At 67.6% G+C, this 25782-nt stretch carries 23 protein-coding genes; 10 read left to right on the top strand and 13 right to left on the bottom strand.

Going from position 1 to position 25782, the window contains the following annotated elements; genetic code table 11:
* Positions 1 to 133 precede the first annotated feature (133 nt).
* From ABIC17_RS01075 to ABIC17_RS01065, 3 genes are all read right to left on the bottom strand, one after another.
* Complete coding sequence (locus ABIC17_RS01075) at positions 134 to 1009, bottom strand: MipA/OmpV family protein (protein WP_354278812.1); 876 nt, start codon at positions 1007 to 1009, stop codon at positions 134 to 136.
* A gap of 109 nt (positions 1010 to 1118) precedes the next feature.
* Positions 1119 to 1556 carry a DUF2141 domain-containing protein gene (locus ABIC17_RS01070; protein ID WP_354278811.1) on the bottom strand — a complete coding sequence of 146 codons (438 nt, stop codon included), beginning with the start codon at positions 1554 to 1556 and terminating at the stop codon, positions 1119 to 1121.
* Positions 1480 to 2283, bottom strand: a complete 804-nt coding sequence (locus ABIC17_RS01065; protein WP_354278810.1) for a sterol desaturase family protein — start codon at positions 2281 to 2283, stop codon at positions 1480 to 1482. Before ABIC17_RS01065 ends, ABIC17_RS01070 begins: the two co-directional genes overlap by 77 nt.
* 484 nt (positions 2284 to 2767) lie before the next feature.
* Here ABIC17_RS01065 and crtY point away from each other — a divergent pair, with 484 nt between their 5' ends.
* The 4 genes from crtY to ABIC17_RS01045 all read left to right on the top strand — a co-directional run bounded on the left by crtY (position 2768) and on the right by ABIC17_RS01045 (position 7176).
* Entirely contained in the window at positions 2768 to 3952 is a 1185-nt protein-coding gene (gene crtY / locus ABIC17_RS01060; RefSeq protein ID WP_354278809.1) for a lycopene beta-cyclase CrtY, read from the top strand.
* Positions 3949 to 5475 (top strand): phytoene desaturase, encoded by a 1527-nt coding sequence (locus tag ABIC17_RS01055; RefSeq protein ID WP_354278808.1) that lies wholly within the window; start codon positions 3949 to 3951, stop codon positions 5473 to 5475. Before crtY ends, ABIC17_RS01055 begins: the two co-directional genes overlap by 4 nt.
* Positions 5476 to 5653: 178 nt before the next feature.
* On the top strand, positions 5654 to 6235 hold the full coding sequence (locus ABIC17_RS01050; RefSeq protein WP_354278807.1) for an LOG family protein: 582 nt from the start codon (positions 5654 to 5656) through the stop codon (positions 6233 to 6235).
* Positions 6232 to 7176: a phytoene/squalene synthase family protein gene (locus tag ABIC17_RS01045; protein ID WP_354278806.1), complete on the top strand. Its 945-nt coding sequence runs from the start codon at positions 6232 to 6234 to the stop codon at positions 7174 to 7176. The genes ABIC17_RS01050 and ABIC17_RS01045 overlap by 4 nt, the downstream gene beginning before the upstream one ends.
* Positions 7177 to 7280: 104 nt before the next feature.
* On the opposite strand, the gene ABIC17_RS01040 is transcribed toward ABIC17_RS01045, so the two are convergent.
* The 7 genes from ABIC17_RS01040 to ABIC17_RS01010 form a co-directional block, all read right to left on the bottom strand.
* Positions 7281 to 8927, bottom strand: coding sequence for an ATP-binding protein (locus ABIC17_RS01040; protein WP_502958384.1), 1647 nt, complete (start codon positions 8925 to 8927; stop codon positions 7281 to 7283).
* A 285-nt stretch (positions 8928 to 9212) separates the two neighbouring features.
* Entirely contained in the window at positions 9213 to 9983 is a 771-nt protein-coding gene (locus ABIC17_RS01035) for a TIGR02186 family protein (RefSeq protein WP_354278805.1), read from the bottom strand.
* Entirely contained in the window at positions 9980 to 10894 is a 915-nt protein-coding gene (locus ABIC17_RS01030; protein WP_354278804.1) for a sulfite exporter TauE/SafE family protein, read from the bottom strand. Before ABIC17_RS01030 ends, ABIC17_RS01035 begins: the two co-directional genes overlap by 4 nt.
* A gap of 233 nt (positions 10895 to 11127) precedes the next feature.
* On the bottom strand, positions 11128 to 12168 hold the full coding sequence (locus tag ABIC17_RS01025) for a hypothetical protein (protein WP_354278803.1): 1041 nt from the start codon (positions 12166 to 12168) through the stop codon (positions 11128 to 11130).
* Positions 12165 to 13553 carry a glycosyl transferase family protein gene (locus tag ABIC17_RS01020; RefSeq protein ID WP_354278802.1) on the bottom strand — a complete coding sequence of 463 codons (1389 nt, stop codon included), beginning with the start codon at positions 13551 to 13553 and terminating at the stop codon, positions 12165 to 12167. The genes ABIC17_RS01025 and ABIC17_RS01020 overlap by 4 nt, the downstream gene beginning before the upstream one ends.
* A 206-nt stretch (positions 13554 to 13759) precedes the next feature.
* Positions 13760 to 14266 carry an RcnB family protein gene (locus ABIC17_RS01015; RefSeq protein ID WP_354278801.1) on the bottom strand — a complete coding sequence of 169 codons (507 nt, stop codon included), beginning with the start codon at positions 14264 to 14266 and terminating at the stop codon, positions 13760 to 13762.
* 152 nt (positions 14267 to 14418) lie between these two features.
* Positions 14419 to 14928: an outer membrane protein assembly factor BamE gene (locus ABIC17_RS01010; protein ID WP_502958402.1), complete on the bottom strand. Its 510-nt coding sequence runs from the start codon at positions 14926 to 14928 to the stop codon at positions 14419 to 14421.
* Between the two features lie 129 nt (positions 14929 to 15057).
* Here ABIC17_RS01010 and ABIC17_RS01005 point away from each other — a divergent pair, with 129 nt between their 5' ends.
* A complete protein-coding gene (locus ABIC17_RS01005) occupies positions 15058 to 15573 on the top strand; it encodes a ubiquinol-cytochrome C chaperone family protein (protein WP_354278799.1) in 516 nt (171 codons plus the stop codon).
* Positions 15570 to 16103 carry a YceD family protein gene (locus ABIC17_RS01000; RefSeq protein ID WP_354278798.1) on the top strand — a complete coding sequence of 178 codons (534 nt, stop codon included), beginning with the start codon at positions 15570 to 15572 and terminating at the stop codon, positions 16101 to 16103. Before ABIC17_RS01005 ends, ABIC17_RS01000 begins: the two co-directional genes overlap by 4 nt.
* Before the next feature lie 396 nt (positions 16104 to 16499).
* Here the strand turns inward: ABIC17_RS01000 and ABIC17_RS00995 are convergent, their stop codons facing one another.
* The 3 genes from ABIC17_RS00995 to ABIC17_RS00985 form a co-directional block, all read right to left on the bottom strand.
* A complete protein-coding gene (locus ABIC17_RS00995) occupies positions 16500 to 17036 on the bottom strand; it encodes a SixA phosphatase family protein (protein ID WP_354278797.1) in 537 nt (178 codons plus the stop codon).
* Positions 17033 to 19780, bottom strand: coding sequence for an ATP-dependent DNA helicase (locus tag ABIC17_RS00990; protein WP_354278796.1), 2748 nt, complete (start codon positions 19778 to 19780; stop codon positions 17033 to 17035). Before ABIC17_RS00990 ends, ABIC17_RS00995 begins: the two co-directional genes overlap by 4 nt.
* 106 nt (positions 19781 to 19886) lie before the next feature.
* Positions 19887 to 20123, bottom strand: coding sequence for a hypothetical protein (locus ABIC17_RS00985; RefSeq protein ID WP_492725803.1), 237 nt, complete (start codon positions 20121 to 20123; stop codon positions 19887 to 19889).
* 91 nt (positions 20124 to 20214) lie between these two features.
* Between ABIC17_RS00985 and ABIC17_RS00980 the strand changes: the two genes are divergently transcribed.
* From ABIC17_RS00980 to ABIC17_RS00965, 4 genes are read left to right on the top strand one after another with little or no spacing between them, the layout of a single operon-like run.
* Positions 20215 to 22044 carry an ABCB family ABC transporter ATP-binding protein/permease gene (locus ABIC17_RS00980; protein ID WP_354278795.1) on the top strand — a complete coding sequence of 610 codons (1830 nt, stop codon included), beginning with the start codon at positions 20215 to 20217 and terminating at the stop codon, positions 22042 to 22044.
* Between the two features lie 51 nt (positions 22045 to 22095).
* Positions 22096 to 23319, top strand: coding sequence for a Na+/H+ antiporter NhaA (gene nhaA / locus ABIC17_RS00975; protein WP_354278794.1), 1224 nt, complete (start codon positions 22096 to 22098; stop codon positions 23317 to 23319).
* Positions 23312 to 24316 carry a histone deacetylase family protein gene (locus ABIC17_RS00970; RefSeq protein ID WP_354278793.1) on the top strand — a complete coding sequence of 335 codons (1005 nt, stop codon included), beginning with the start codon at positions 23312 to 23314 and terminating at the stop codon, positions 24314 to 24316. The genes nhaA and ABIC17_RS00970 overlap by 8 nt, the downstream gene beginning before the upstream one ends.
* Positions 24316 to 25518, top strand: a complete 1203-nt coding sequence (locus tag ABIC17_RS00965; protein WP_354278792.1) for an MFS transporter — start codon at positions 24316 to 24318, stop codon at positions 25516 to 25518. The genes ABIC17_RS00970 and ABIC17_RS00965 overlap by 1 nt, the downstream gene beginning before the upstream one ends.
* Positions 25519 to 25782: the final 264 nt, after the last annotated feature.

Here is a 25782-nt window from a genome sequence, read left to right as displayed (position 1 = left end):
CGAAGCCTTCATCCTGGAAACACGCCAAGCGTTCGGGCTTGCGTGGCACCGTGCGGCGCGCGACGCAAGCCACGAATGGCGCTCCGGCGCGACGGTTGGTCGCGCCGGAGGAGTCGCTGCGGGGATCGTCGGCTTAGAAGGTGTAGGCGACGCCGGCTGCGCCGACCCACTGATTGCGCGAGCCCGCGATCCGCACGATCGGGGCATCCGCGAAGCTGCCGAGCGTGCGCGAATAGGTGCCGCCCGCGACGACCTTGAAGCCGTGGAGCAAGTCGCCGGTCAGCGAATAGGTCGCCAGACCGCCGACCGAATAGTTCTTCCAGCCCTTGCCGGTGCTGTAGGTCGGCAGGCCACTGGCGAGGCTCTGCGCCGGCGTGATGCTGAAGTAGGTCGCACCATAACCGCTCTCGACATATTGCGCGGTGCCGAACAGCGCGACCGCGGCCTTGCGGCTGAGCGGGGTCAGATAGTTGATCGACGGCTGCAGGATGCTCGACTTGTGGACGTTGTTGACGTCGTGGCGCATGCTCAGCGAGACCGAGAGCTTGTCGTACGGGCTGGTGATGACGCCGGTCTTGCCCAGGCCGACATAGCCGCCGAGTTCGATCGCGGTGCCGGTCTTGCCGAGCGCGCGAACACGGCGGTCATCGATGACGCTCGGGGCCTGGCGATCGAAGTTGACCACGCCGATCGGGCCGAACTGGATGTCCCAGCGCTGGCCGGGCTGGTTGCGCGCGAGATCGAGGCTGGCGCGGTTGCCGATGACCGAGAAGTTGAAACCCTTGACCGTACCGATCACGACGGGTGCCGGAACGACGCGATAGTCGTTCGACCCGTCATAATCCGGCAGATATGCCGCGCCGATGCCGACCGTGACCGTGTCCTTGTTGAAATCGTCCGCGATCTGGTTGTTGTCGGCGGGGATCGGTGCCGCATCCTGCGCGAAAGCGGGCGCTGCGGTGGCGAGCAACAGGACGGTTGCAGCGGCGAAGATGGAACGATGAGTCACGGGCGGCTCCGGAATACTGGAAGTGGGGCAAGACGAGGATCGGATACGAAACGCGTATTGTGTCGGGCGCGTAACGCGATGCCTTATGTTTGTTTCCGTGCGATCGGGGTCAGAGCAGATATCGCATCCGCACCTGTTGCCGATCTGCATCACTCGACAGCGTGAAGCGGGCGGCGGCGAAGCGCGGCGGACCGAAAGTCACCGACGGATTGCGCGAGAAACCAAAGCCTTCGCGCGGAATTCCGGCGAATGTGTCGAGCTTGTGATTGTTGTTCTCGTCATGGATCACCGCGACCGCATAATTACCGTGCGGCAGGCCGTCGAAATGGATGCTGGTCATGGTGGCGGGGATCGAGCGGGTGGTCGCGCGGGCATCGTCGACGCAGGCGGGGAAATTGTCGGGGTCGGCGGTCAGGCAGACGCGGACCATCCCCTTGGCCGAGCGCATGTGCGAGACATCGACCGCGAGCTCACTGGTCCCGACCGCCCCCGGCAAGACCGTGAGCAGCACTGCCCCGGCGACCGCGGTCGACGCCAGCTTTCGCATGTTCGCGCGCAAAATTCCCGACGCCGCGGTCGGTGCCGCAGACGCGGTCCCAGAAACGGAAGTAGAGGCCATAATTCCCTCGGTACAGTTCATGGTGTCGCTGATGATGGCTCGCAGTGATGAGCCACTGCCCCAATGGACCCCGCCACATGAACGCAGGAAACATTTCCCACCCCATGTGGTTGGTGACCCCCATAACCGTCATGATCGTGAGCACCAACCCAAGTGCGCCGACATGAATTGGAATCACGAAGACCAGTAGCGGAATTATCACAGCGCCGCTGATCGCCTCGATCGGATGGAACGCCATCGCCGCCCAGGCGGTCGGCGGGCGGCTTTCGTGATGCGTCGCATGCGCCAGCTTGAACGCGCGCGGCTCGTGCATCCAGCGATGCGTCCAGTAGAACCACGTGTCGTGCGCGACGAGGTAGAGCAGCACCGATAGCGGGAGATACCAGAGCGGATAGGCGTGGAGGTCCTGATAGACCAATGTCCAGCCGTGGTTCTGCCAGCCCCAGGCGATCACGCCCGCAGGAATGCCGTAGATCGCGGCGGAGACGATGCTCCACCAGATCTCGCGGCGAATCTGCGGGTTCATGCCGCGATAGAGGCCGGGATAGCGCAACCGTGTCGCCGCCGCGAACGCGCCTGACACGATCAGGTAGCGCACCGCGACGATCAACGACATGACCAGCGCGGACGCGAGAATGGCTAGAACGATCGACATGGCGGCTTCTATAGCGGTCGTGGGGGCTTCGACCTAGCCAAGATCGTTCGATCCCGAATCCCAACCTCTTCCCCGGCGAAGGCCGGGGCCCAGGGGTGGAACACCGGGATGCAAGCCGCTGCCCTCTCTACCGCGACCTCCGCGACTGGGCCCCGGCCTTCGCCGGGGAAGCGCGAGAGAGAGAGAGAGAGAGAGAGAGAGAGAGAGAGAGAGAGAGAGAAAGAAGTGGCGGTGCCATTCCCGGCCGCCGTTTCAGCAAGCGGGCACCCGGCCGGACGGAAGCCCCCTCAACGTTACGCTTCCCCGGCGAAGGCCGGGGCCCAGGAGTGGAACGCCGGGTTGCAAGCGACTGCCCTCGCTACCGCGGCCATCTCTACTGGGCCCCGGCCTTCGCCGGGGAAGCGCGGGAGTGGCTGTGCCCGCACCCGTTCCTTCGATGCGATCCCCGCTTGCGCGCGGTACAGGATCGGTTACCCGCTGATGTATGGCGACCACATTCCACTGCGACATTGCGATCGTCGGCGCTGGCCTTGCGGGCGGTCTGATCGCGCTCGCGCTCAAGCGGCGGCATCCGGCGCTCGACGTCCGGCTGATCGATTCAGCGGCCACGGTCGGGGGGAATCATCTCTGGTCGTTCTTCGCGAGCGATATCGACGAAGCGGATCGCTGGATCGTCGCGCCGCTGATCAGTTACGGCTGGCGCAGTTACGACGTCGCCTTTCCCGGGCATGAGCGCCACATCACCGCGCCTTATTATTCGATCGAGTCGGAACGGCTGGATACGCTGGTCCGCGTCGCCCTGCCCGATGCCGGGTTGATGCTGGGGCGCGCCGTCCAGGACGTCAGCGCGATCACCGTCGAGTTCGTCGACGGCGACCGGATCGAGGCCAAGGGCGTGATCGATGCGCGCGGTGCGGGCGACCTGTCGCAGCTCGATTGCGGCTGGCAGAAATTCGTCGGGCGCGAACTGCGGTTGAGCGAGCCGCATGACGACCCGCGCCCGATGGTGATGGACGCGCGCGTGCCGCAATTCGACGGGTATCGCTTCGTCTATTGCCTGCCGTTTGCTGCAACGCGGATGTTCGTCGAGGATACCTATTACAGCGACACCCCCGATCTCGACCAGGCACTGGTGGCGGATCGGCTGCACGAGTACGTCGCCGCGCGCGGATGGCAGGTCGAACAGGCCGCGCGCGAGGAAGCGGGCGTGCTGCCCGTGACGATGGGGGGCGATTTCGAGGGATACTGGCGCTCGACCGGGACCGGCAATGCCAAGGCGGGGATGCGCGCGGGGCTGTTCCACCCGACGACGGGCTATTCGCTGCCCGATGCGGTGCGCACCGCATCGCTGATCGCGCGGACTCGCGACCTCTCGGGCGCGGGGCTGCGCGACCTGACCCACGGGTTCGCGCGCGCGACGTGGCAGCACCGCGGCTTCTATCGTATGCTCGACAAGATGCTGTTCCGCGCCGCCGAGCCCGAGGAACGCTACCGTGTGCTCGAACGCTTCTACCGGCTCGATCCACAATTGGTGCGCCGTTTCTATGCAGGACAATCGACGATGATGGACAAGGCCCGGATCCTGACCGGCAAGCCGCCGGTGCCGATCGGCCGCGCGTTGCAGGCGATCGGGGTGTTGCCCGCCGCGCGAACGGAGCGACCGGCATGAGCACCAGTCCCGCCGCCAACAGCGCGCCTGCGCGCACGACGGATGCGCGGACCGCGATCGTCATCGGTGCCGGGTTCGGCGGGCTCGCGCTCGCGATCCGGCTGCAATCGGCAGGCGTCGAGACGACGATCGTCGAGGCGCGCGACAAGCCGGGCGGGCGCGCATACGTATGGGAGAAGGACGGCTTCACCTTCGACGCGGGGCCGACCGTGATCACCGATCCGCCGTGTTTGCAGGAACTGTGGGCGCTGACCGGGCGCGACATGGCGGACGACGTGACGCTTGCGCCGGTGTCGCCCTTCTACCGGCTCAACTGGCCCGACGGGGTCAATTTCGATTATTCGAACGACGAGCCGTCGCTCAATGCCGAGATCGCCAAGCTCAATCCCGAAGACGTCGCGGGTTACGCCAAGTTCCTGGAATATGCGGCGGGTGTGTATGAGGAGGGCTATCGCAAGCTCGGCCATGTCGCGTTCCTCGACTTCGCGTCGATGATCAAGGCGGCACCTGCGCTGGCGAAGTATCAGGCGTGGCGGTCGGTCTATTCGATCGTGTCGTCTTATGTGAAGGACGAGCATCTCCGCCAGGCGCTGTCGTTCCACACGCTGCTGGTCGGCGGCAACCCGATGAACACCAGCGCAATCTATGCGCTGATCCACAAGCTCGAGAAGGACGGCGGCGTCTGGTTCGCGATGGGCGGGACCAACCAGCTGATCACCGGCATGGTGCGCCATTTCGAGCGACTGGGCGGAGTGTTGCGGCTGAACGATCCCGCGGTCGACATCGCGACGCTCGGCGACCGCGCGACCGGGGTGACGACCGCGAGCGGCTGGCACGGCGATGCGGACATGGTCGCGTGCAACAGCGACGTGATGCACAGCTACCGCGACCTTCTGAAATCCTCGCGCAGTGCGCAGCGGACCAAGAACGGGCTCGCGCGCAAGAAATACTCGCCGTCGCTGTTCGTCGTGCATTTCGGGATCAAGGGGACGTGGCCGGGGATCCCGCACCACATGATCCTGTTCGGGCCGCGCTATCAGGGGCTGCTCGCCGACATCTACGATCACGGCGTCCTGCCCGAGGATTTCTCGCTGTATCTCCACCACCCGACCGTGACCGATCCGTCGCTCGCGCCGGAGGGGCATTCGACCTTTTATGTGCTCGCGCCGGTGCCGCATCTCGGCAAGTTCCCGGTCGACTGGAAGGAGATCGGCCCGATCCTCGAGAAGCGCATCCTCGACGAGGTCGGGCGGCGGCTGATCCCGGATATCCACGAGCGGATCGTGACCAAATTCCATTATGCGCCGAACGACTTTGCGGCTGACCTGAACGCGCATCTGGGAAGCGCCTTCTCGCTCGAGCCGTTGCTGACGCAGAGCGCGTGGTTCCGGGTGCACAATCGCGACGACCATATTCCCAATCTGTATTTCGTGGGCGCTGGCACACATCCGGGCGCTGGGATTCCCGGCGTGGTGGGGAGTGCGAAGGCGACCGCGGCGTTGATGCTGGAGAGTGAACGATGACTTTTGATCCAAAGCCCCTCCCCTTCAGGGGAGGGGTTGGGGTGGGGCAGTCCAGCATGCCAACCTCTCTGCGAGGCACTTCCCCACCCCCAACCCAGTGTCGGGTGAAGGATGCCCCGCATCCTTCAGGCCATGCCGGGGGCATGGCCGACCCGACACTCCTGAAGGGGAGGGGCTTATGAAGCGGCTTGCTGTGTACTGCGGGTCCGCTTCGCCAAGCGACCCCGTCTACATCGAATCCGCCCGCCAGGTTGGCCGAACCCTCGCCGAGCGCGGAATCGGTGTCGTCTACGGCGGCGGACGTCTCGGCCTGATGGGCGCAGTCGCGGACAGCGCGCTGGAAGCAGGCGGCGAAGTGATCGGGATCATCCCGCAAGCCCTCGTCAGCGCCGAGGTCGCGCACCGTGGCCTCAGCGAACTCCACGTCGTCGAGACGATGCACCAGCGCAAGCAGGCGTTCACCGACCTGTCGGACGGGTTCATCAACCTGCCCGGCGGCACCGGCACGATGGACGAATTGTGGGAGGCGCTGAGCTGGGCGCAGATCGGCTATCACGCAAAGCCGGTCGGTCTGCTCAATGTCGCGGGCTATTATGACGGGCTCGTCGGCTTTTATCACAAGATGGCCGACGTCGGTTTCCTGCGCCCGCAGCACCGCGACATCCTGCTGATCGATACCGCGCTCGACCGATTGCTTGCGCAGATGGCGGACCATGCGCCGGTCGAGACGATCACCAAGATGCGCGCCAGCGACCTGTGAGCGATCCATCTTCGCGCGCCGCGACGGTTGATGCCGCGCGCGAGTCGATCGCGCGCGGGTCCAAGAGCTTTGCTGCGGCGAGCAAGCTGTTCGCGCCCAAGGTGCGCGAGCGCGCGTGGCTGCTCTATGCCTGGTGCCGCGCCTGCGACGACATCGCCGACGGGCAGGATCACGGCCACGGCATGACGGGCGTCGCGGACGGCCCCGAACGGCTTGCGGCGATGACCGCGAAGACCGAGGCGGCGCTCGCGGGCGTTCCCGTCGGCGAGCCTGCGTTCGATGCATTGCGGCTGTTCGCGGCTGAGACCGCCCTGCCCCCGGCGCTTCCGCGCGACCTGATCGCTGGCTTCGCGCTCGATGCAGAAGGGTGGCGGCCGCAGACCGAACAGGATCTGTACCGCTATTGCTATCATGTCGCGGGCGTCGTCGGGAGCATGATGGCGATCGCGATGGGGGTGTCGCCCGACGATCACGCGACGCTCGACCGCGCATGCGACCTCGGCCTTGCGTTCCAGCTCGCCAACATCGCGCGCGACGTGGCGGAGGACGCGCGCGCGGGGCGGTGTTACCTGCCGCAGGACTGGCTTGACGAATTCGGCATCCCGGCGGATGCGCTGCTCGCGCCCGAATATCGCGACCGGCTGGGGTTGCTGGGCGAGCGGCTCGGGTTGCTGGCGGCGCGTTATGAGGAAAGCGCGCGCTATGGGACGCCTGCGCTCGCGTTCCGCTCGGCTTGGGCGGTGCTGGCGGCGGCGGGGATCTATGGTGCGATCGGGCGGAGCGTCGCGACGCTCGGGCCGCGTGCGTGGGATGCACGGGTGACGACCTCGCGACAAGCGAAGCTGGGGTTCATGCGGCGCGCGTTCGACGAGGCGCGACGGCGGCGGGTGTTGTATCCGGCGTCGACGCGCGATGCGACGTTGTGGACTCGGCCGCGCTAACCGTTCGCCCTGAGCGCAGTCGAAGGACCGCTCTCCAAGCCAAGCGACGGGCGCGGTGAGAGCAAGGCTTCGACTTCGCTCAGCCCGAACGGAATGAGCGGGGGCTACCGCCCCTGCGCGCGCCATTTCTTGAGCGTGCGGGTGATGATCTCCTCCTCGCCGCCGGCATCGCGCCACAGTTCCGAGAAGACCGGGTCGTCCGACGCCGGCCGACGCGAATCCTCGAGTGAATCGAACGACACGCGCACCGGCACCGACACGCCCTCGCCGCAGACGATGCATTCGCGGTTGCGCAAGGCGGGGATCGAATCGAGGAACCCGCGCGCGCCCTCGGGCATCGCCGCGCGGACGAACGCCTGGTCGCGATCGTTGTTGAGCCGCATCGCGATGATCGTCCCGCACTGCGACAGCACGCCTTCCGCCAGATCCGACGGCCGCTGCGTGATCAGACCGAGCGACACGCCGTATTTGCGGCCTTCCTTGGCGATCCGGCTGAGGATCCGCCCGACGCTCGAATCGATCTTGTCGCCATTGGGAATGTAGCGATGCGCCTCCTCGCAGACGAGCAGGATCGGGCGCTTGGGCTCGCCGCGCGACCAAATCGCGAAGTCGAACACCATCCGGCTGAGCACCGCGACCACCACGGACGTAATCTCGCTCGGCACGCCCGACACGTCGATGATCGAGATCGGCTTGCCGTCGCCCGGCAGGCGGAACACGCGCTGGAGGAACGCCGCCATCGTATCCGCGACGAGCATCCCTGAGAACATGAAGCCATAGCGCGGATCGGCCTTGATCTCGTCGATCTTGGTCTTGAGCCGCAGATAGGGCGCGGTGTCCCCCGCACGGTCCATCTTGCCCATTTCGAGGCTGATCAGATTGGTCAGGTCGCTCAGCAGATACGGCACCGGCGCATCGACCGTCAGCTTGGCGATCTCCTGCCCCAGCCGCCCCTTGGCGCGCGCCATCAACAGGCATTTGGCGAGGATGTCCGCGTCGATCTGACGCTCGGAACCCGAACTGGTGACGAACACCTCGCAATGCTCGTCGAAGTTCATCAGCCAGTACGGCATCTGCAGGTTGGACACGTCGTAGATCGCGCCATTGTCGCGGAATGCCGACGCATATTCGCCGTGCGGATCGATCATCACGACATGGCCGTGCGGCGCGATATCGCAGATCCGGTGGAGGATCAGTGCGGTCGCGGTCGACTTGCCCGTGCCGGTGCTGCCGAGCAGCGCGAAATGCCGCCCGAGCAGCGCATCCACGTACAGCGCGGCGCGCACGTCGCGGGTCGGATAGACCGTACCGATCTCGATATGCGCGCGATCATCCGCGGCGTAGATCTGCTTCATGTCGGGGGAGGAGACCGGATAGACCATGCAACCGGGTGTGGGATAGCGCGTCACGCCACGGCGGAAATTGTAGATCTTGCCGGTCAGTTGCTCCTCGTTGGCTTCACCGAGGAAGTCGATCTGCGCGGCGATCCGGTCGGCATGGCCGTCGAGCAGCTTGAGCGAGCGGACGTTGGCGATCAGCCAGGTCGCGCCGACCCGCATCTTGATCTGGCTGCCGATCGAGCCCGCGCTCGCGACGACCGGATCTTCGTGCGCGCCCGTCTCCGCCAGCGCAACCGCGTCGAGCACGACCATCCCGCTCGACCCCGCGATGTCGAACACGATGCCGATTTCCGTTGGGGTCGCCAGCGGGGCGGCATTGGTGAAGACCACGTTGCGGGGCATTTCGGTCATGTGCTGGACGGTCCTGGGGTTCTCGATTGACTCAGACCTTGGCGCGGCAGGGGTAAAGATTGCGTGGACACGCGGGGCGATGGCGGCTGTGCGCGACGACGACCCACTCTCGTCCCGTTCGCCCTGAGCGAAGTCGAAGGGCCGCGCACAGAACGGGCCAGAGCGTAGGGGTCAGGGGCGGCTTCGACTTCGCTCAGCCCGAACGGGGGTGGTGGGTTGAACCAGGAACGCCTCGCCTCGAGCGGGATGATTCCTGCCAAACCTTCGGACAAGCTGACGCCAGCCTTAGAAGCGCCGTGCGATCCACCCCGCCGCCCAGCCGAACAGCACCGACAGCGCGACCGCGACCAGCCCGTAGGCGATCGACCAACGCTCGGCCGAGTAGGCGACGAAGCGCTCGAACCCCGATTTGCGGATCTCGATGTCACGGGTCGCCGCCGCCAGCACGCGGCCGTCGCGGATCAGGAAGGTCTCTGCGGTAAATCGCCCAACCGGCACGCGTGCGGGGATCGAGACGCGCGCGCGGTACAGCACGCCGTCGGTGATCTCGACCGCACGCGGCGATTCGACATACAGCGCCGACCGCCCCTTGAGATCGACCAGCCCGCGCGCGAAGCGGTCCTGCTCGGACGGCGGCGCACTCGATGCGGGCGACAATTGCAAGCTGCCGAGCCCGAGTTCGTAGATCGCGCGAGTCCGCGCGTTCATCAGTTGCTCGATCGGCCGCGACGAGGCGATCGCATAATAGCTTGGCGCCGAGCGATACCGCAGCCGCGCCGCATTGACCCACATCACGCCCCCGAGCTTAGCCTTCTCGCGCACGAGGATCGACTGGGTCGGGCCCTTGACCACGACGACGATGTCGGTCGGCTTCGTGTCGTCGGGCAGCCGTCCGCCCGGATAGAGGATCGCGCCGAACAGTAGCAGGTCCGCGCCGGTGAAGCTGTAGCGGATCTCGATGTCGCGCTGCGACACGTCGGGGACGAGCACCGGCTTGGACGCGGTCTGCGCCATCAGCAGCGGCGCCGCCAGCGCGGCGAGCAGCCACCGCTTCACGACAGCTCGACCGAATAGATCTCGTCCGGACGCCAGCCCAGCCCGAGCGCGATCCGCCCCGCGACGAGCAGCACGATCACCGCGAGCGCAAGCCGGAGATATTCGGGCTTTACCTTGCTCGCGAACCGCGCGCCGACCTGCGCGCCCGCGACCGAGCCGACCAGCAGGAGCACCGCGAGCACGATATCGACCGCCTTGGTCGTCGTCGCGTGGACCATCGTCGCGGTCGCGGTAACGAACAGCGTCTGGAACAGCGACGTGCCGACGACCACCTGCGTCGTCATACCGAGCAGATACAGCATCGCGGGCACCAGGATGAACCCGCCGCCGACGCCCAGCAGGATCGTCAGGATCCCCACGCCGAAGCCGAGCAGCAGCGGCGCGAGCGGCGAGATGTAGAGCCCCGAGCGATAGAAGCGCGTGCGCAGCGGAAGGGCCGCGACGAGCGGATGATGCCGTCGCTTGCGCGGCCGCGCCGCCGCGCCCGAACGCATCGCGCGGATCGCACCGAACGCCTCGACCGCCATCATGCTGCCGATCGACCCCAGTAGCAGGACGTAGACGATCGCGATCACCGTATCGATCTGCCCGGTTGCCTGGAGCAGCCGGAAGATCCAGCCGCCTGCGACCGACCCGATCATCCCGCCCGCAACGAGCACCCCGCCCATCTTGAAATCGACCCCCTGCCGCCGGACATGCGCGAACACCCCCGACACGCTTGCGCCGGTCACCTGGCTTGCGGCGGAGGCGGCGGCGACGGTCGGGGGGATGCCGTAGACGATCAGCAACGGCGTGATCAGGAACCCGCCGCCGACGCCGAACATCCCCGAAATGAAGCCGACCCCGCCGCCCAGCAGGATGATCACCAGCGCGTTGACGGAAAGATTCGCGATGGGCAGGTAAATGTCCATGGTTCCGTAGCGATAGCGCGGTGCGGGGAAAGCCGCGACTCAGAAATGGGGGACGTCGGGTTGGGTGGGACGAAGACCATCTCCCCCTGATCCGCTTCCCCGGCGAAGGCCGGGGCCCAGTCGAGGAACAGAGGATTGCTGGCGACAACGCTTCGTTACCTCGGCCATCGCGACTGGGCCCCGGCCTTCGCCGGGGAAGCGTAGAAGAAGAGAAGACGGGCTGCCCTCCCCGCTCAGAAATCCGTGCCCACCGTCAGCGCCGGACCAGACCCGGGCCGGGCCCGCCCCGCGACCCGCTCGCGCCAGTCGAGCGTCAGCCGCAGCGTCTTGCCCGCGACCGGCACCGCGACCGCGAGTGTCGGTCCGATATCCAGCCGCGCCGCACCGCGTTGCGCGCCGCCCCATGTCCCCGCCCCGAGCTCGATCCGCGTGCCGCCGATGCGGGCGACGGGGTGGGTCAGCCGCAGCGCGGCGTCGGCATAGGGTTCGGTTCGCGTACGCCGAAGCACACCCGCCTGTGCGTAGCTTTCCGCGCGGAGGCCGCGGAACACCGGAACCGGGCCGAACCCGCCGACCATCCCGATGCCAGGGCCACCTGTCCCTGCGCCCAAGGCGAAACGGTGTTCCGCGACCAGCCGCAGCGGCAGCCGCGTCGGTTGCCATTCGAGCCCGAGCGATGCCTCGCGCAGGCCGGCCCCGAGCGGCGTGGTCAGCCGCCCCGCCAGCGCCACGCGCCCCCGCCGGTCGAGCGAGCGAACGATGCGGATCCCCGCTTGCGAGCCGCCCAATTGGCCTCCGGTCCCGTCGCCCTGCGCGGTGAGCCCCGCGCGCGTTACCGCCCAGGCACTTCCCGACCAGCGTGGCGCGCGGGATCGCGTGCCGGGAATCCGGTCCGGCGTGTCCGGGGGCATGGCGACGAACGGCGGCACGCCGGGGAGCGGCGCGCGGGGGCGTGGCGATTCGGGGGCTGCGGGCGGGGGCCGCACATCGGTGGAGGCGTTCATCTCCGGAACGCGCGTGGCGCGTTCGAACGTCGGTGGCCGGGGTGCGGCAACGGCCTGGACCCCCCGTCGGACGACTCTGCTGGGCGAAGGTCCTTGTATGGCCTCGGCAGGGGCTGCGGCGCGCGCGGGCGCGATCAGCAGGCGGATCGGGCCGACCGGCACCACGCCGTCGGGCCACAGCAGCGTGGCGCGAACCCCGATCCAGCCGACGCCGACAGCCGCGAGAAATCGCAGCGGTCGACCCCGACCCGACCGCTGCACATCGATCACGGGTGTGGACCGGGCAGATCCGGAAAGACGTGCGCGGTCTTGTCCCACCGCAGCGCGACCCCGTTGAGCGAGCGGACATAGACCCATACCGCGCGGCGCGCGGCGAGCAGCGCGATGAGATTGCCGACGAACAAGCGCGGAAACGACCAGCACGCCTCGCGCCAGCCATAGGCTTGCCCGGTGAACATCGCGCGCGTGACGATCCGCCACAGCAACAGCAACGCGGTGACCGACAGCAACCATTCCGACGCGACCGGCATTGCGGGTGGCGCCGTGCCGGCGATCCAGTGCAGGCCGTGCATCGCCGGCCACGCGAGCAGCGCCACATAGGCCACCGCCATCACCACCACTGCGAGCGGTGCGCGACGGTCGCGCATCCGCATCCAGTGGTCGCGCCAGTCGCGTGCCGGACCCCAGCCGAGCCGATCCCAGCCGGCAAGCGCGATTCCGGTCATCCAGCGCGCCTTCTGGCGCACCGCACTGCGGATTGTCGCGGGGAAATAGGCGCGCACCGCGACCGGCGGACCGTGCGGCGATTCACTGACCCAGGCGAACGTCCCGCGCCCGCCGAGCGCCGCTACCTGTAGCCCGAGTTCGTAATCCTCGGTCAGCGAGGCTTCGTCGAACGGATTGCCACCCCGCGCCGCGGCGATCCGCCCGAGCATCGTCCGCTCGATCGCACAGCCCACCCCGGCGAGCGGGATGCCAACACCGAGCGTCTGGCGGACGACCATCTGCTTGCCGTGCGCCTCGGCGAATTCGTCGGCATAATGGCCGGAGATCAGCCGCGCACCCCGGTCGACCAGCGGCAGCACGGGCAATTGCACGACGCTGAACCGCCCGATCAGCGCATCGAACACGCGCAATTCGCCCGCGTGGACCAGATCCTCGGCATCGTGCAGAATGATCGCCGCGGCGAGCACGCCGTCGCGTACCTCGTCGCGACCCAGCGCGCGCCACAGCGCGTTGAGGCAGTCGGCCTTGGTCGTCGGCCCCGCGCGCTCCCCGACCACCAGCCGGACGCGGGGATCGCCTTGCGCGACCGCCGCCACTGCGGCGATCGTTGCGCGATCGTTGGGATAGGTGCCGACGTACAGCCGGTAATCGCCATGATCGAAGCGCGCGAGTGCAGTGCGCAGCATCGCGCCGATGACACGCGATTCGTCCCACGCGGCGATAAAGATCGCGAGTCGTCGCTTGGGCCCGGCGCAATAAGCGGCAAGCGTCGGTGGTACCGGAGGCGTGCGCCGCGACAAGCGCAGGACGATCCACAGGATGTCGACGGCAAGGTCATCCAGCCCGCCGATGAGGAACCCGATCGCGGAGAACAGCAACGTCTCGCGCGCGATCGCGTCGGCCACCCCCGCCGCCCAATCGATCCCCATGCCAAGCCCCCCGACTCAGTAGGCAGCATCTAACCACAGAACGCAGCAACATCGTTACGGAATGGTAACGGTCTGGCGTATTATCTACTCGATTTGGCGTACTATGCCCGGAGCGCGTATTGCGCCGTCGGGCTTTGTCGGTTGCCGAACGCAAACCGGCCGCCCCCTGTTGCCAGGGGACGGCCGGTCCGGCGCGACGAAAAGGTTTAGCGGTAGAAGCCGCGGTTGACGTCGACGACATAGCCACGACGGGTGTCGACCAGGATCACGTCATCGTAATGCCGCACCCACTGCTGGCCGGGGCGGGCGCGCGGGAGGTGGTAGCGCCACGGATCGGCGATGACGTAGCGGCTGCTGTAATAAGGCTGGCCGATCCGCAGGCCGGGACGGAAGGCGGTGTAGCGGAACGGAGCGTTCCAGCCGCCACGCGCATAGGCATTGGGGTTGCGGTCGCGAAACCCGCGCCAGTCGTCACGGCCCCATGCGCGGTCGCGATCGCGCAGATCTTCGCGGAATTCCTGGCGGGCTTCGCGGACGTCGTTGCGCTGGTCGCGGATCGCGCGCGGATCGCCGCTGCGATAGGCCTGGCGCAGATCGCGCTGCTCGGCGCGAATGTCCTGGCGGTCGCGGCGCAGTTCCTGGTTCGACTGGGCTTGGGCGGCAACCGGGGTCAGGGTCGCAGCGAGCACCAAAGAAGCGATAAGAGTACGCATGGTCATCTCCTCCAATACGGTCCGGTGCATCATGGAAGCACCGGACGATGAGGAGGATATGCCCCCCGCCGACTGAACGATCCGCGAACGGCGGCGTCAGACTTTCGACAGGGTTGTATCAGAATGTAACCGCGCGTTACGCTGTGCCGAGGTTACGGGGCGCCGCTGCCGTTCGGACCGCTCGATCCGCCGCCGCCGCCGCCACCACCGCCGCCGATCGCGCCGACCGTGCCGATATTGCCGAACAGCTCGTCGAAGAAGTTGCGCTTCTTGCCGAGCGTCGGGGTGATCTTGCTCGACGGGCTGATGCTCGCGACCTGCTCGGCGCCCGACCTGCGCACGGCGGAGACGACGCCCTTCTGGTCGAAGCTAATGCGGACGGTAACCTGATCGCGCACCTTCGGGTTGTTGAACGCATAATTGCGCGCCTCGCGGCTGATATAATACCAGTCGCCTTCGTTGAACTGGCTGGTGAAGCTCGGCTTGCCGAGCACCGCGAGGACCGACTGCCGGTTGTCGGTGCCGGTCTGGACCGAGTTGACCAGATCGGGATCGATCACATAGCCCTGGTGCGATTTCAGCGGAACGCAGGCGCTCCCCCCCACGATCACGGTGGCGGCGAGGACGGCGGCCGTCAGCTGGCGGACGGTCTTGAGGCTCATCGACTTCTCCACACGGGCGCGGACACCCCACGGCAGGGCACGCCATTCCATTGCATCCCGGACGCGATGCCTCAATATGCCGGGAAACGCGGCCAAACAAGGGCAGGCCTTGGGCAACCGCGAGAGGATATGCGTTTGAGCTTCTTATCGAGACTGTTCGGGCGCGGCGAGGACGATGTCGCGCTGGCCTTGTATGATTCCGTCGTCGCCCAGGCGCGGTTGCCGCACTGGTATGAAACGGGGGGCGTCCCCGACACGATCGACGGGCGCTTCGACATGATCGCGGCAGTGCTGTCGCTCGTGCTGCTGCGGCTGGAGCGCGATCCGAGTGCGGCCACCGCAAGCGCGCGGCTGACCGAGCGATTCGTCAGCGACATGGACGGGCAACTCCGCGAATCGGGGGTCGGCGACATCGGCGTGGGCAAGCATATCGGCAAGATGATGGGGATGCTCGGCGGACGGCTGGGCGCGTATCGCGACGGTCTTGCCGCGCGCGCTCTGGGTAGCGCGCTGGAACGCAACCTGTACCGGGCGGGGCCCCCTGCCCCCGCCGCACTGGCGCATACAGAGGACGCGCTGTTCGCGTTCGATGCCCGCCTCGCCGCCTTGCCCACGCCAACCATCCTTGCGGGAGACATCGCATGACCGCCCCCGAATTTTCGCGCACCGAACGCATCGACACGATCGGCGAGGGCGAACGCACGATCGCCATCACCGCCAACGACGCCGAGCGTGCGGCGCTGGCAAAGCGGTTCGACCTGATTTCGGTCGACCGGCTCGAGGCGAAGTTCGCGGTGCGGCGCGACGCCGCTGGGGTCGTCGCGCGCGGGACGGTCAGCGCGGCGGTGGTGCAGGCGTGCTCGGTCACCGACGATCCGCTGCCCGTGACGGTCGAGGAGCCGATCGCCTTGCGCTTCGTCGACCACGAGCCGGATTCGGAGGAAATCGAGCTCGATCCCGATGCGCTGGACACGATGGTGTTCGACGGCGCGGCGGTCGATCTCGGCGAGGCGGCGGCGGAGACGATGGCGCTGTCGCTCGATCCCTTCCCGCGTGGTCCCAATGCGGCGGCGGCGTTGAAGGCGGCGGGCGTGATCAGCGAGGAAGAGGCCAAGCCCGCAGGCGCGCTGGCGGGGTTGAAGGCAGCGCTGGAGAAGCGGTTGGATCGGTCGTGAACGGTCGTGAGCGGTCGATGACGCTCTAACTTTCTGTTTTGGCGCTGCTTTTCGGTTTTTTGTGACGCTTCCCCGGCGAAGGCCGGGGCCCAGGAGCGAAGGTCGCGGCAATGGCGGGCAGCGGCCTGCAATCTGCTGGCCCGCTGCTGGGCCCCGGCCTTCGCCGGGGAAGCGCGGGTAGAAAAGGGTGCACATCCCGCCCTCGGATCTGTGAAACATCCGCTACTCCCCCTTGGCGCTTCCCCGGCGAAGGCCGGGGCCCAGGAGCGAAGGTCGCGGTAATGGCGGGCAGCGGCCTGCAATCTGCCGGCCCGCTGCTGGGCCCCGGCCTTCGCCGGGGAAGCAGTCGTCAGAAAAGCGGTGAGCGAAACATTACCAGCGATAAGCGCGACGCGCTCAGTCCTCGTCCGGCCCCAGACTGGGGTCCAGGTCGCGCGGGCGGGTGAACCGGGTCAGCCGCGCGGAGCCGGGGGTCAGCGCGGACCATTCCCCCTCGAACGTCAGTTCGGCGACGCTTGCGGTCGGGTATTTCGCTTCGAGCGTCGCGCGCAGCGGGTCGTCGCTTTTGGGCACCAGCCATAGCGCGAGATCTTCCAGCCCCGGATTGTGCCCCACGAGCAGCAGGCGTTCAGTAGCGGCGGGCATTTCGTGGACCATGTCGAGCAGCGTCACCGCCGACGCGAGATAGATCCGCCGGTCCCACACCGGTCCGAGCGTACGGCCATAGCCGCTTTCCACGCCCTCCAGCGTCTCGACCACGCGAAGCGCGGGCGAGGCAACGACGTGATCGAAGGTCCGTTCCTGCGCGCGCAGATGCTCGCCGACCATCCGGGCCGCGCGTTTGCCCTTAGCGTTGAGGGACCGATCGTAATCGCGCAAGGCCGGGTCGTCCCAGCCGGACTTGGCGTGGCGCAGCAGCGTCAGCGTCTTCACGGGACTTCTCCGTTGGCGGTTGCGCGAGCCCCTTGCCCCGTTTGCGCGGGCGAGGGAAGCGCCGCCGCGCGTGCAACCGCTTCATCCAGCGTCACACGCGTGATCGAAACGCCGGGCGGAAACGCGCTGAGCAGCCGCGACGGCATCGCGGACGACAGGAGCACGAACATCCCGTGGTCGTCCGCGCGGCGGATCAACCGCCCGAACGCCTGCGCCATGCGCGCGCGAACGATCCGGTCGTCATAGCCCTTGCCGCCCCCCTCACCCGTCGCCGCCATCCGGCGCGCGGCGTGGAGCACGGTCGGCTTGGGCCACGGCACGCCTTCCAGCACGACCATCCGCAGCGAGCGCCCCGGCACGTCCACCCCGTCGCGCAAAGCGTCGGTGCCGAGCAGCGACGCCGCCGGATCGTCGCGGAAGATGTCGACCAGCGTGCCCGTGTCGATCGGGTCGACATGCTGCGCGTACAGCGGCAGCCCTTCACGCGCCAATCGGTCCGCGATCCGCGCATGAACCCCGCGCAACCGCCGGATCGCGGTGAACAGCCCGAGCATTCCGCCACCGCTCGCCAGCCCCAGCCGCGCATAGGCGTTGGCGAGCGCCGCCATGTCACCGCGCTTGACGTCGGTGACGATCAGCACCTCGGCCTGGTTTGCATAATCGAACGGCGACAGCGCCGCGAACCGGCTCGCGCCGCGCAGCAGGTGGTTCGCGCCGGTGCGCGCCTCGGCGACGTCCCAGCCTTCGTCGGAGCCTGCGTCACCACCGCGCAACGTCGCGGACGTCACCAGCACGCCGTGCGCCTGCTTAAGCACCGTCTCGGCAAACGGCCGGGTCGGATCGAGCCAGTGGCGATGCAGCCCGACGTCGTAATCGCGCCCCTCGACTCGATCGACCGCCATCCAGTCGACGAAATCGGGCGACGCCGGCCCACCGATCCGCGTCAGCAGCGACAACCACGCCGCGACCGTATCCGCGCGCCACGCGACTGACGCCACCGCGCCCTCGATTCGCGCGCGCGCAGGGCCATCCATCCAGTCGGGGCCCTCTTCGAGCACCGCTTCGAGCCGCCGCCCAAGCGCGACCAGCGGGCGCACCAACGCATCGAGCGCTTCGGCGGCGGGCGCGGCGGCTTCGATCAGCGTCGAGTCGGGTTCGGCGAGTTCGGTCTCCAGGCCATAGCCCGCATCGCCCTCCGTTTCGGCGCGCGCATAGGTCAGCCCGCGTACCGCCGCGAGCAATGCCTCGACCGGCCCGAACGGCGCACCCTCGCCCAGCCGTTGCAGCCAGCCGTCGCTCGCCAGCGCATGCGCCGCGACCACCGCATCGGTGATCGCGCGCCCGCCTGCCTCGTCATAACTCGCCACGTCCGACAGCCGCGCGGCAAGCCCACGCCGCCGCCCGCGCCCGCCCGATTCGGGGCCGATCACCCAGCGGCGCAGCTCGATCGTCTCGGCGCCGGTCAGCGCGGTCGAGAACATCGCATCGGCTGCATCGAAAATGTGATGCCCCTCGTCGAACACGTAGCGCGTCGGGCGGGTCGTCTGTTCGCGGCCGCGGGCGGCGTTGACCATCACCAGCGCGTGGTTGGCGATCACCAGATCGGCGTCGGCACTCGCGCGCGCGGCGCGTTCGATGAAGCATTTCCGGTAATGCGGGCAGCCGGCATAGACGCACTCGCCGCGTCGGTCGGTCAAGGCAGTCGATCCGTTGCGGCGGAACAATGTGGTCAGCCAGCCGGGCAGGTCGCCCCCGACCATGTCGCCGTCCGCAGTGAAGGCCGCCCAGCGCGCGACCAGTTGCGCGAGGATCGCCGCGCGCCCGGCGAATCCGCCCTGCAGCGCGTCTTCCAGATTGAGCAGGCAGAGGTAATTCTCGCGCCCCTTGCGCGTGACGACCTTGGCCTTGCGGACGGTGGCGTCGGGGAACAGCCGCGCGCTCTCCTGCCCCAATTGCCGTTGCAGCGCCTTGGTGAAGGTCGACACCCACACCGCCCCGCCCGCCTGCTCCGCCCAGAGCGATGCAGGCGCGAGATAGCCGAGCGTCTTGCCGATCCCGGTGCCTGCCTCCGCGAGCACCATGTTGGGCGCGCCTTGCGTCATCCGCGGCCCGAACGCCTCGCGCGCGGCCTGCGCATAGGCACGCTGCCCGGGGCGCTGCTCCGCAGTGCTGCCGGTCAGCGCGGCAAGCCGTTCCTGTGTGCGGTCAGCGTCGAGCGAGACGGTGCGCGGCGCCGGGCGGGGCGCGCCCTCGGACCATTCGGGCAGCTTGGTGTAGAGCCAGCGTTCGGCGACGCTGGGCTTGGGCAGCCGGTCGACCAGCAACGGGGCCCAGGTCCAGCGCAGCCGGAACAGCGATTGCGCGGCGGTCCACGCGCCCTCGCGCTCGGGCCAATCGTCGCCCTCGATCATGCCGAGCAAGGCGTCGGTCGCGTCGCGCAGGAACGGGGCGATCGCGCTGTCCTCCTCGGGTGCGTCGATCCCCGCGACCCGCGCCAACCCGCGCGGCGTCGGCACCATGAAGCGCGCGGGGCACAGGAAGGCGAACAGTTCGAGCAGGTCGAGCCCGGACAGATCGGCATAGCCGAGGCGCTGACCGATCAGGGCTGCGTTAAGCAGGATGACGGGGGTATCCGCCGCGATCCGGATAGCCTCGCCGCGTCCGATCGGGCGCGTGCCATTGGCATCGGCAATCCAGATGCCGCTGTGGCTCGCGTGGAGCGCGGGATAGGGGAGAGCGGTCACACACCCGATATCGCGGGAACGGAACGGAATGGCAACGCCGGAACCGGAATTGCCATGCTATCCGGCGGGCCTAGTCGTTTTTGCGCACCTATTATTCGCGTGGCAATCAGCCGTTCTGCGGGCGGGCGGTCTTGGCCTGCGCCAGTCGTGCACCAGTTGCGCGGCACGACGCACTCACCACAGGATAGTCGATATCCGAATTGCGCGCGAGCGCTGCGGGCATCGCGGCCTGGCATTGTGCGATCGAGCGATACTGCACTTGCTCGACGCGCGCCTGTTGGCAAGCCATGCTGCCATCGCCGCATCCCATGATCGCCATGACGTAGAAAAGCGAGTCCATCATCTTCTCCGTTCGCCGATAAAACAGATGAAGCGCTCTGCTTGTTCCACCAGCCGCTTTCGGTCCGGCTTGACTAGGACTACATGCCCTTTCGATGCCACCTGATCTCGCAACCACTTCGACCGCGCCCGAGCGCCCGATGCTCCCGACGCTGCGCCGTTTCCTGCCCTATCTATGGCCCGCCGATGCGCCCGCATTGCGCCTGCGGATCGTCGGCGCGATGCTGCTCGTCGTCGCGTCCAAGCTGGTGCAAGTGTATGGCGCGCCGTTCGCGCTGCAGGGCGCGATCGACGGAATGGCGGGCGGGCCGACGACGCCCTCGGTCGTGTCGCTGATCTTCCTGCTGGTGATCGGCTATGCCGCGGCGCGGTTCGGGTCGGTGGTGTTCGACAATCTGCGCAACGCAGTGTTCGAACGCGTTGGGCAGGATGCAACGCGCCGTCTTGCCGCGGGGGTGTTCCGCCATCTCCACCAATTGTCGCTGCGCTTCCATCTCGAACGCCGCACGGGCGCGGTCACCAAGGTGGTCGAGCGCGGGACCAAGAGCATCGACACGATGCTGTATTTCCTGCTGTTCAACATCGCGCCGACGGTGCTCGAACTCGCGCTGGTGCTCGGGATCTTCTGGACCAAGTTCGGATTCGGGCTGGTCGCGGGCACGCTGGTGATGGTGGCGGTGTATATCGTCTTCACGCGCTGGGTGACCGACTGGCGCGCCGCGCTCCGCACACGGATGAACGATCTCGACACGGGTGCTGTCAGCCATGCGGTCGATTCGCTGCTCAATTTCGAGACGGTCAAATATTTCGGCGCGGAGGAGCGCGAGGGGAAGCGGTATGACGCGGCGATGGCGGCCTATGCCAATGCCGCGGTCGTCTCCGAGAATTCGCTCGCCTGGCTCAATATCGGGCAAGCGCTGATCACCAATTTGATGATGGGCGGCGGAATGGCGCTGGTCGTCTATGGCTGGAGCCAGGGTCGTTTTACCGCGGGCAACGTCGTGCTGGTGTCGACGCTGCTCGCGCAGCTGTTCCGTCCGCTCGACCTGCTCGGCATGGTGTATCGTACGATTCGGCAGGGCGTGATCGACATGGGCGCGATGTTCGACCTGATCGATACGCCGTCCGAAGTGGTGGACATCCCCGGTGCCAAGCCGCTTGCGATCGCACGCGGGCATGTCCGGTTCGAGGGCGTGCGCTTCGGTTACGATGATGGCATGCCGATCCTCAAGGGGATCGACCTCGATATCCCCGCGGGCAAGACGCTCGCGGTGGTGGGGCCATCGGGTGCGGGCAAGTCGACGCTCGCGCGGTTGCTGTATCGTTTCTACGATCTCACCGGCGGGCGGATCACGGTCGACGGGCAGGACATCGCGCAAGTCACGCAAGCGAGCCTGCGTTCGTCGATCGGGATCGTGCCGCAGGACACGGTGCTGTTCAACGACACGATCGGCTACAACATCGCTTATGGCCGCGAGGGTGCGGGCGAGTCCGAGATCGAGAACGCTGCGCGCGGGGCCGCGATCGCGGGGTTCATCGAGCGCCAGCCCGACGGCTATGCCACCCGTGTGGGTGAGCGCGGGCTGAAACTGTCGGGGGGCGAGAAGCAGCGCGTCGCGATTGCGCGGACCTTACTCAAGAACCCGCCAATCCTGATCCTCGACGAAGCGACCAGCGCGCTCGACAGCCGGACCGAGGGCGAGATCCTCGATACGTTGCAAGCGATCGAGCGCGGGCGCACCACGATCGTGATCGCGCACCGCTTGTCGACCGTGGTCCATGCCGACGAGATCGTCGTGCTCGAGGCGGGACAAGTGGTCGAGCGTGGCAGCCATGCGGTGCTGTTGCGCAAGAACGGGCTCTATGCGGAAATGTGGAACCGGCAGGCGCAGGAGCGCGCGGAAGAGACGCTGGCGGCGGAGTAAGCGGGTGCCGCTTTCGGTTTCCCCCGTCGCTCCCACGCGGTAGGCGGAGCAATGGCCCACCTTCCGAAGCCGCCCCGCGTCGTGCGGAAAATCCGCTCGGCGGCGCGGACGTTCCTGGCGCATGAGGCGACGAGCGGGATCATCCTGATGGCGGCGGCGGCGCTTGCGCTGATCGTCGCCAACTCGCCGCTCGCCGAGACGTATTTCCACGCGCTGCATTTCGCGACCGGCCCGGTGCTCGCGCCCGCGATCGGGCCGATGACCGTGCATCTGTGGATCAACGACGGCCTGATGGCGATTTTCTTCCTGTTCGTCGGGCTGGAGATCAAGCGCGAGATCGTCGACGGACGGCTTTCCTCGCCCGAGCGGCGCCGGCTCCCGGTGATCGCGGCTGCGGCGGGGATGATCGTTCCGGCGCTCGTCTTCCTCGCGATCGCCGGGGGCAACCCCGCCTATCGCTCCGGCTGGGCGATCCCGGCGGCCACCGACATCGCCTTTGCGATCGGCGTGCTTGCGCTGCTCGGGGCCCGCGCGAGTCCGGCGCTAAAGCTGTTCCTCGCGACGGTCGCGATCGTCGACGATTGCGGCGCGGTCGCGATCATCGCGGTCGCCTATACCAGCCAATTGGACCTGATCGCGCTGGCGGGGGCGGTGGGCGTGGTGCTGCTGCTGCTGGCGCTCAAGCAGCGGCGAGTCATGGCGATCTGGCCGTATCTGGTCGGGTTCGTCGCCTTGTGGTGGCTGGTGTTGCTGTCGGGCGTGCACGCCACGGTCGCGGGCGTCGTCACCGCCGCGCTGATCCCCGTGACCAAGTCGCCCGGACTGCCCGAAGCCGCCGAATCGCCGCTCCACCAGCTCGAACACGCCCTGTCGCCGTGGGTGGCATTCGGGATCGTGCCGCTGTTCGCCTTCGCCAATGCGGGCGTGTCGTTCGCAGGCATATCCCCCGCAGTGGCGCTCGACCCGCTGGTGCTGGGCATCACCGGTGGTCTGTTCCTCGGCAAGCAGGCGGGGATCTTCGGCGGCGTCGCGCTCGCCGAACGCCTCGGCATCGCGAGCCGCCCGGCCGGCATGACGTGGATGCAATTGTACGGCGTCGCGTTGCTGGCGGGGATCGGTTTCACGATGAGCCTGTTTATCGGAGGACTCGCTTTCCCCGGCAACGCGGCGTTGCAGGACGAGGTCAAAATCGGCGTGCTTGCCGGATCGACGCTGGCGGCGATCGCCGGCTATGCGGTCCTGCGGCTGAGCCCAACGAAGGTCCGTGATGCGTAAGTTCTTTTCTCCCCGGCAATTGGCGCATGCGCCCGCGCGCGAACTCCACAATGGCGGGTTCACCGCTTATGCCGAGACGCCCGCCCGCGCCGAGACGATCCTGCGGGCGATCGGGGGCGCGGAAACGCCCGAGGATCGTGGCGATGCGGCGATCCGCGCGGTCCATACCGACGACTATCTCGATTTCCTCCGAGAAGGTCCGGCGCGCTGGGCCGCAGCGGGACGGCCGGGGGATGCGATGGGCTATGTCTGGCCGGTGGTCGGGCGCAGGTCGCTCAAGCTCGACCGGATCGACGGGCAGATCGGTCGCTACAGTTTCGACGCCTCCACCCCCCTGACCGCGCAAAGCTGGGAGTCGGCCCATGCCAGCGCGCAAAGCGTGCTCGCGGCCACCCATGCCGTGCTCGATGGCGAGCGCGCCGCCTTCGCCTTGTGCCGCCCGCCCGGCCATCATGCGGGCGCGGACTATTATGGCGGCTATTGCTACCTCAACACCGCCGCGATCGCCGCGCAGGCCGCCCGCGACGCCGGACGGCAGCGCGTCGCGATCCTCGACATCGACTATCACCACGGCAACGGGACGCAGGACATCTTCTGGGATCGCGGTGACGTGTTCTACGCAAGCATCCACGCCGACCCGGCAAGCGATTACCCGTTCTACTGGGGCCATGCCGACGAGACCGGCACAGGCGACGGGGAAGGTGCCACGCTCAACCTGCCATTGCCCCAAGGGTCGCAGCTCGCCCCGTTCCGCCGTGCGCAGGACCAGGCGCTGGAGGCAATCGCCCGGTTCGCGCCCGATCTGCTCGTCGTCAGCTTCGGTGCCGACACGTGGGAAAGCGACCCGATCGCGCATTTCAAGCTGACGACCGACGATTACGCCGTGCTCGCCCGCGACATCGCCGCCTGCGGCTGGCCGAGCGTAATCGCGATGGAAGGCGGCTATGCGGTCGACGCGCTCGGGGCGAACGTCGCCAGCCTGTTGTCCGGGTTCTGATGGAGCCCCACGCCAAGGGGACGGCAGGCTATCGACGACTGACGCTGGCGATGCTGTTCGCAGGCTTCTCGACCTTCTCGCTGCTCTATTCGGTCCAGCCGTTGCTGCCCGTCTTCGCGCAGCAATTCGCGGTGAATGCGGAGGGCGCGAGCCTCGCGGTGTCGCTCGCCACCGGCCCGCTTGCGATCGGCATCCTATTCGCGGGCGCTTTGTCGGACCGGATCGGGCGCAGGCCGATGATGGTCGCCGCGATGTTCCTGGCCGGCCTGTTCAGCCTCGCCACCGCGGTCGCGCCCGACTGGACGACGCTGCTCGCGCTGCGGTTTGCGACCGGCGTTGCACTGGCGGGAGTCCCCGCGGTGGCGATGGCCTATGTCGCGGAGGAGGTCGATGCGGGATCGGTCGGCTCGGCGATGGGGCTGTATATCGCGGGCAGCGCGATCGGCGGGATGGCGGGACGGCTGGGGGTCAGCCTGATCGCGGACATCGCAGACTGGCGCTGGGCGCTCGGGATCGTCGGGCTGGCCGGGCTGGCGATGGCAGAGGCGTTTCGGCGGCTTGCCCCCGAATCGCGCGGCTTTATCCGGCGGTCCCGGCAGCGCGGGGGCGCGTGGCAGATCACGCGCGCGCTGTTTGCGGACCGTGCGCTTCCGCTGCTCTATGCCGAGGCGTTCCTGCTGATGGGATGCTTCGTCACCATCTATAATTACGTCGGGTTCCGGCTGATGGCCCCGCCCTACCAGCTTGGGCACGCGGCCGTCGGTGCGATCTTCCTGCTATACCTGCTCGGATCGGCGAGTTCTGCCTGGTTCGGCGGACTGGCCGGGCGGCGCGGGCGGCGGCTGATCTTTTGGATGCCGGTGCTGCTGCTGATCCTCGGCATCGGGCTGACCGCCACGACCCCGTTATGGAGTGTGATCGGCGGAATCGCCGCGGCGACGATCGGCTTCTTCGGCGCGCATTCGATCGCGAGCGCGTGGGTCGGTCGCCGGTCGGCCGAAAACCGGGGCGCGGGCGCGGCGCTATACCTGTTCTTTTATTATGCGGGGTCGAGCGTGCTGGGCTCGGCCGGGGGAATCGCCTGGACTCGCGCTGGCTGGCCCGGCGTGACGCTGTTCTGTCTGGTGCTGGCGGGGGCTGCGCTCGTGATCGCGCTGACGCTGCGGAGCGTGCCGCCGCTCGAGCCGCAACCGACTGCGTGATACCGCTCTCATGCCGGACGGACCCGTGGCCGGCGTGGAACGAGACGAGGTTCAGCGGACCGATGCGCTGCTCAACCGCGAGCCCCCACGCGTGGCGCGCGAGCGATTCGCTGAACCTGCCGACTCGAACACGCTGCCCCCCCGAGCAACATGTGGTTCATGCAGAGTAATCGGGCAGCCGACAATTAACAATGTTGCGTTACCAAAACAAAACGGGCGACCCGCGGGCCGCCCGTTCCTATGTCGCACTGACCGGATCGTGCG

The organism is Sphingomonas sp. PvP056 (genome assembly GCF_040549155.1).
Lineage (GTDB): Bacteria > Pseudomonadota > Alphaproteobacteria > Sphingomonadales > Sphingomonadaceae > Sphingomonas.
Note: the sequence above shows the minus strand (reverse complement) of the source record. Positions and strands in the feature narration are given on the sequence as shown.

Excerpts from the sequence above, each read along its gene's own strand:
- ABIC17_RS01070 (WP_354278811.1), bottom strand. The coding sequence starts at position 1,556 with ATGCGAAAGCTGGCGTCGACCGCGGTCGCCGGGGCAGTGCTGCTCACG.
- ABIC17_RS01065 (WP_354278810.1), bottom strand. The coding sequence starts at position 2,283 with ATGTCGATCGTTCTAGCCATTCTCGCGTCCGCGCTGGTCATGTCGTTG.
- crtY (WP_354278809.1), top strand. The coding sequence starts at position 2,768 with ATGGCGACCACATTCCACTGCGACATTGCGATCGTCGGCGCTGGCCTT.
- ABIC17_RS01055 (WP_354278808.1), top strand. The coding sequence starts at position 3,949 with ATGAGCACCAGTCCCGCCGCCAACAGCGCGCCTGCGCGCACGACGGAT.
- ABIC17_RS01050 (WP_354278807.1), top strand. The coding sequence starts at position 5,654 with ATGAAGCGGCTTGCTGTGTACTGCGGGTCCGCTTCGCCAAGCGACCCC.
- ABIC17_RS01040 (WP_502958384.1), bottom strand. The coding sequence starts at position 8,927 with ATGACCGAAATGCCCCGCAACGTGGTCTTCACCAATGCCGCCCCGCTG.
- ABIC17_RS01030 (WP_354278804.1), bottom strand. The coding sequence starts at position 10,894 with ATGGACATTTACCTGCCCATCGCGAATCTTTCCGTCAACGCGCTGGTG.
- ABIC17_RS01020 (WP_354278802.1), bottom strand. The coding sequence starts at position 13,553 with ATGGGGATCGATTGGGCGGCGGGGGTGGCCGACGCGATCGCGCGCGAG.
- ABIC17_RS01015 (WP_354278801.1), bottom strand. The coding sequence starts at position 14,266 with ATGCGTACTCTTATCGCTTCTTTGGTGCTCGCTGCGACCCTGACCCCG.
- ABIC17_RS01010 (WP_502958402.1), bottom strand. The coding sequence starts at position 14,928 with ATGAGCCTCAAGACCGTCCGCCAGCTGACGGCCGCCGTCCTCGCCGCC.
- ABIC17_RS01005 (WP_354278799.1), top strand. The coding sequence starts at position 15,058 with ATGCGTTTGAGCTTCTTATCGAGACTGTTCGGGCGCGGCGAGGACGAT.
- ABIC17_RS01000 (WP_354278798.1), top strand. The coding sequence starts at position 15,570 with ATGACCGCCCCCGAATTTTCGCGCACCGAACGCATCGACACGATCGGC.
- ABIC17_RS00985 (WP_492725803.1), bottom strand. The coding sequence starts at position 20,123 with ATGATGGACTCGCTTTTCTACGTCATGGCGATCATGGGATGCGGCGAT.
- ABIC17_RS00980 (WP_354278795.1), top strand. The coding sequence starts at position 20,215 with ATGCCACCTGATCTCGCAACCACTTCGACCGCGCCCGAGCGCCCGATG.
- nhaA (WP_354278794.1), top strand. The coding sequence starts at position 22,096 with ATGGCCCACCTTCCGAAGCCGCCCCGCGTCGTGCGGAAAATCCGCTCG.
- ABIC17_RS00970 (WP_354278793.1), top strand. The coding sequence starts at position 23,312 with ATGCGTAAGTTCTTTTCTCCCCGGCAATTGGCGCATGCGCCCGCGCGC.
- ABIC17_RS00965 (WP_354278792.1), top strand. The coding sequence starts at position 24,316 with ATGGAGCCCCACGCCAAGGGGACGGCAGGCTATCGACGACTGACGCTG.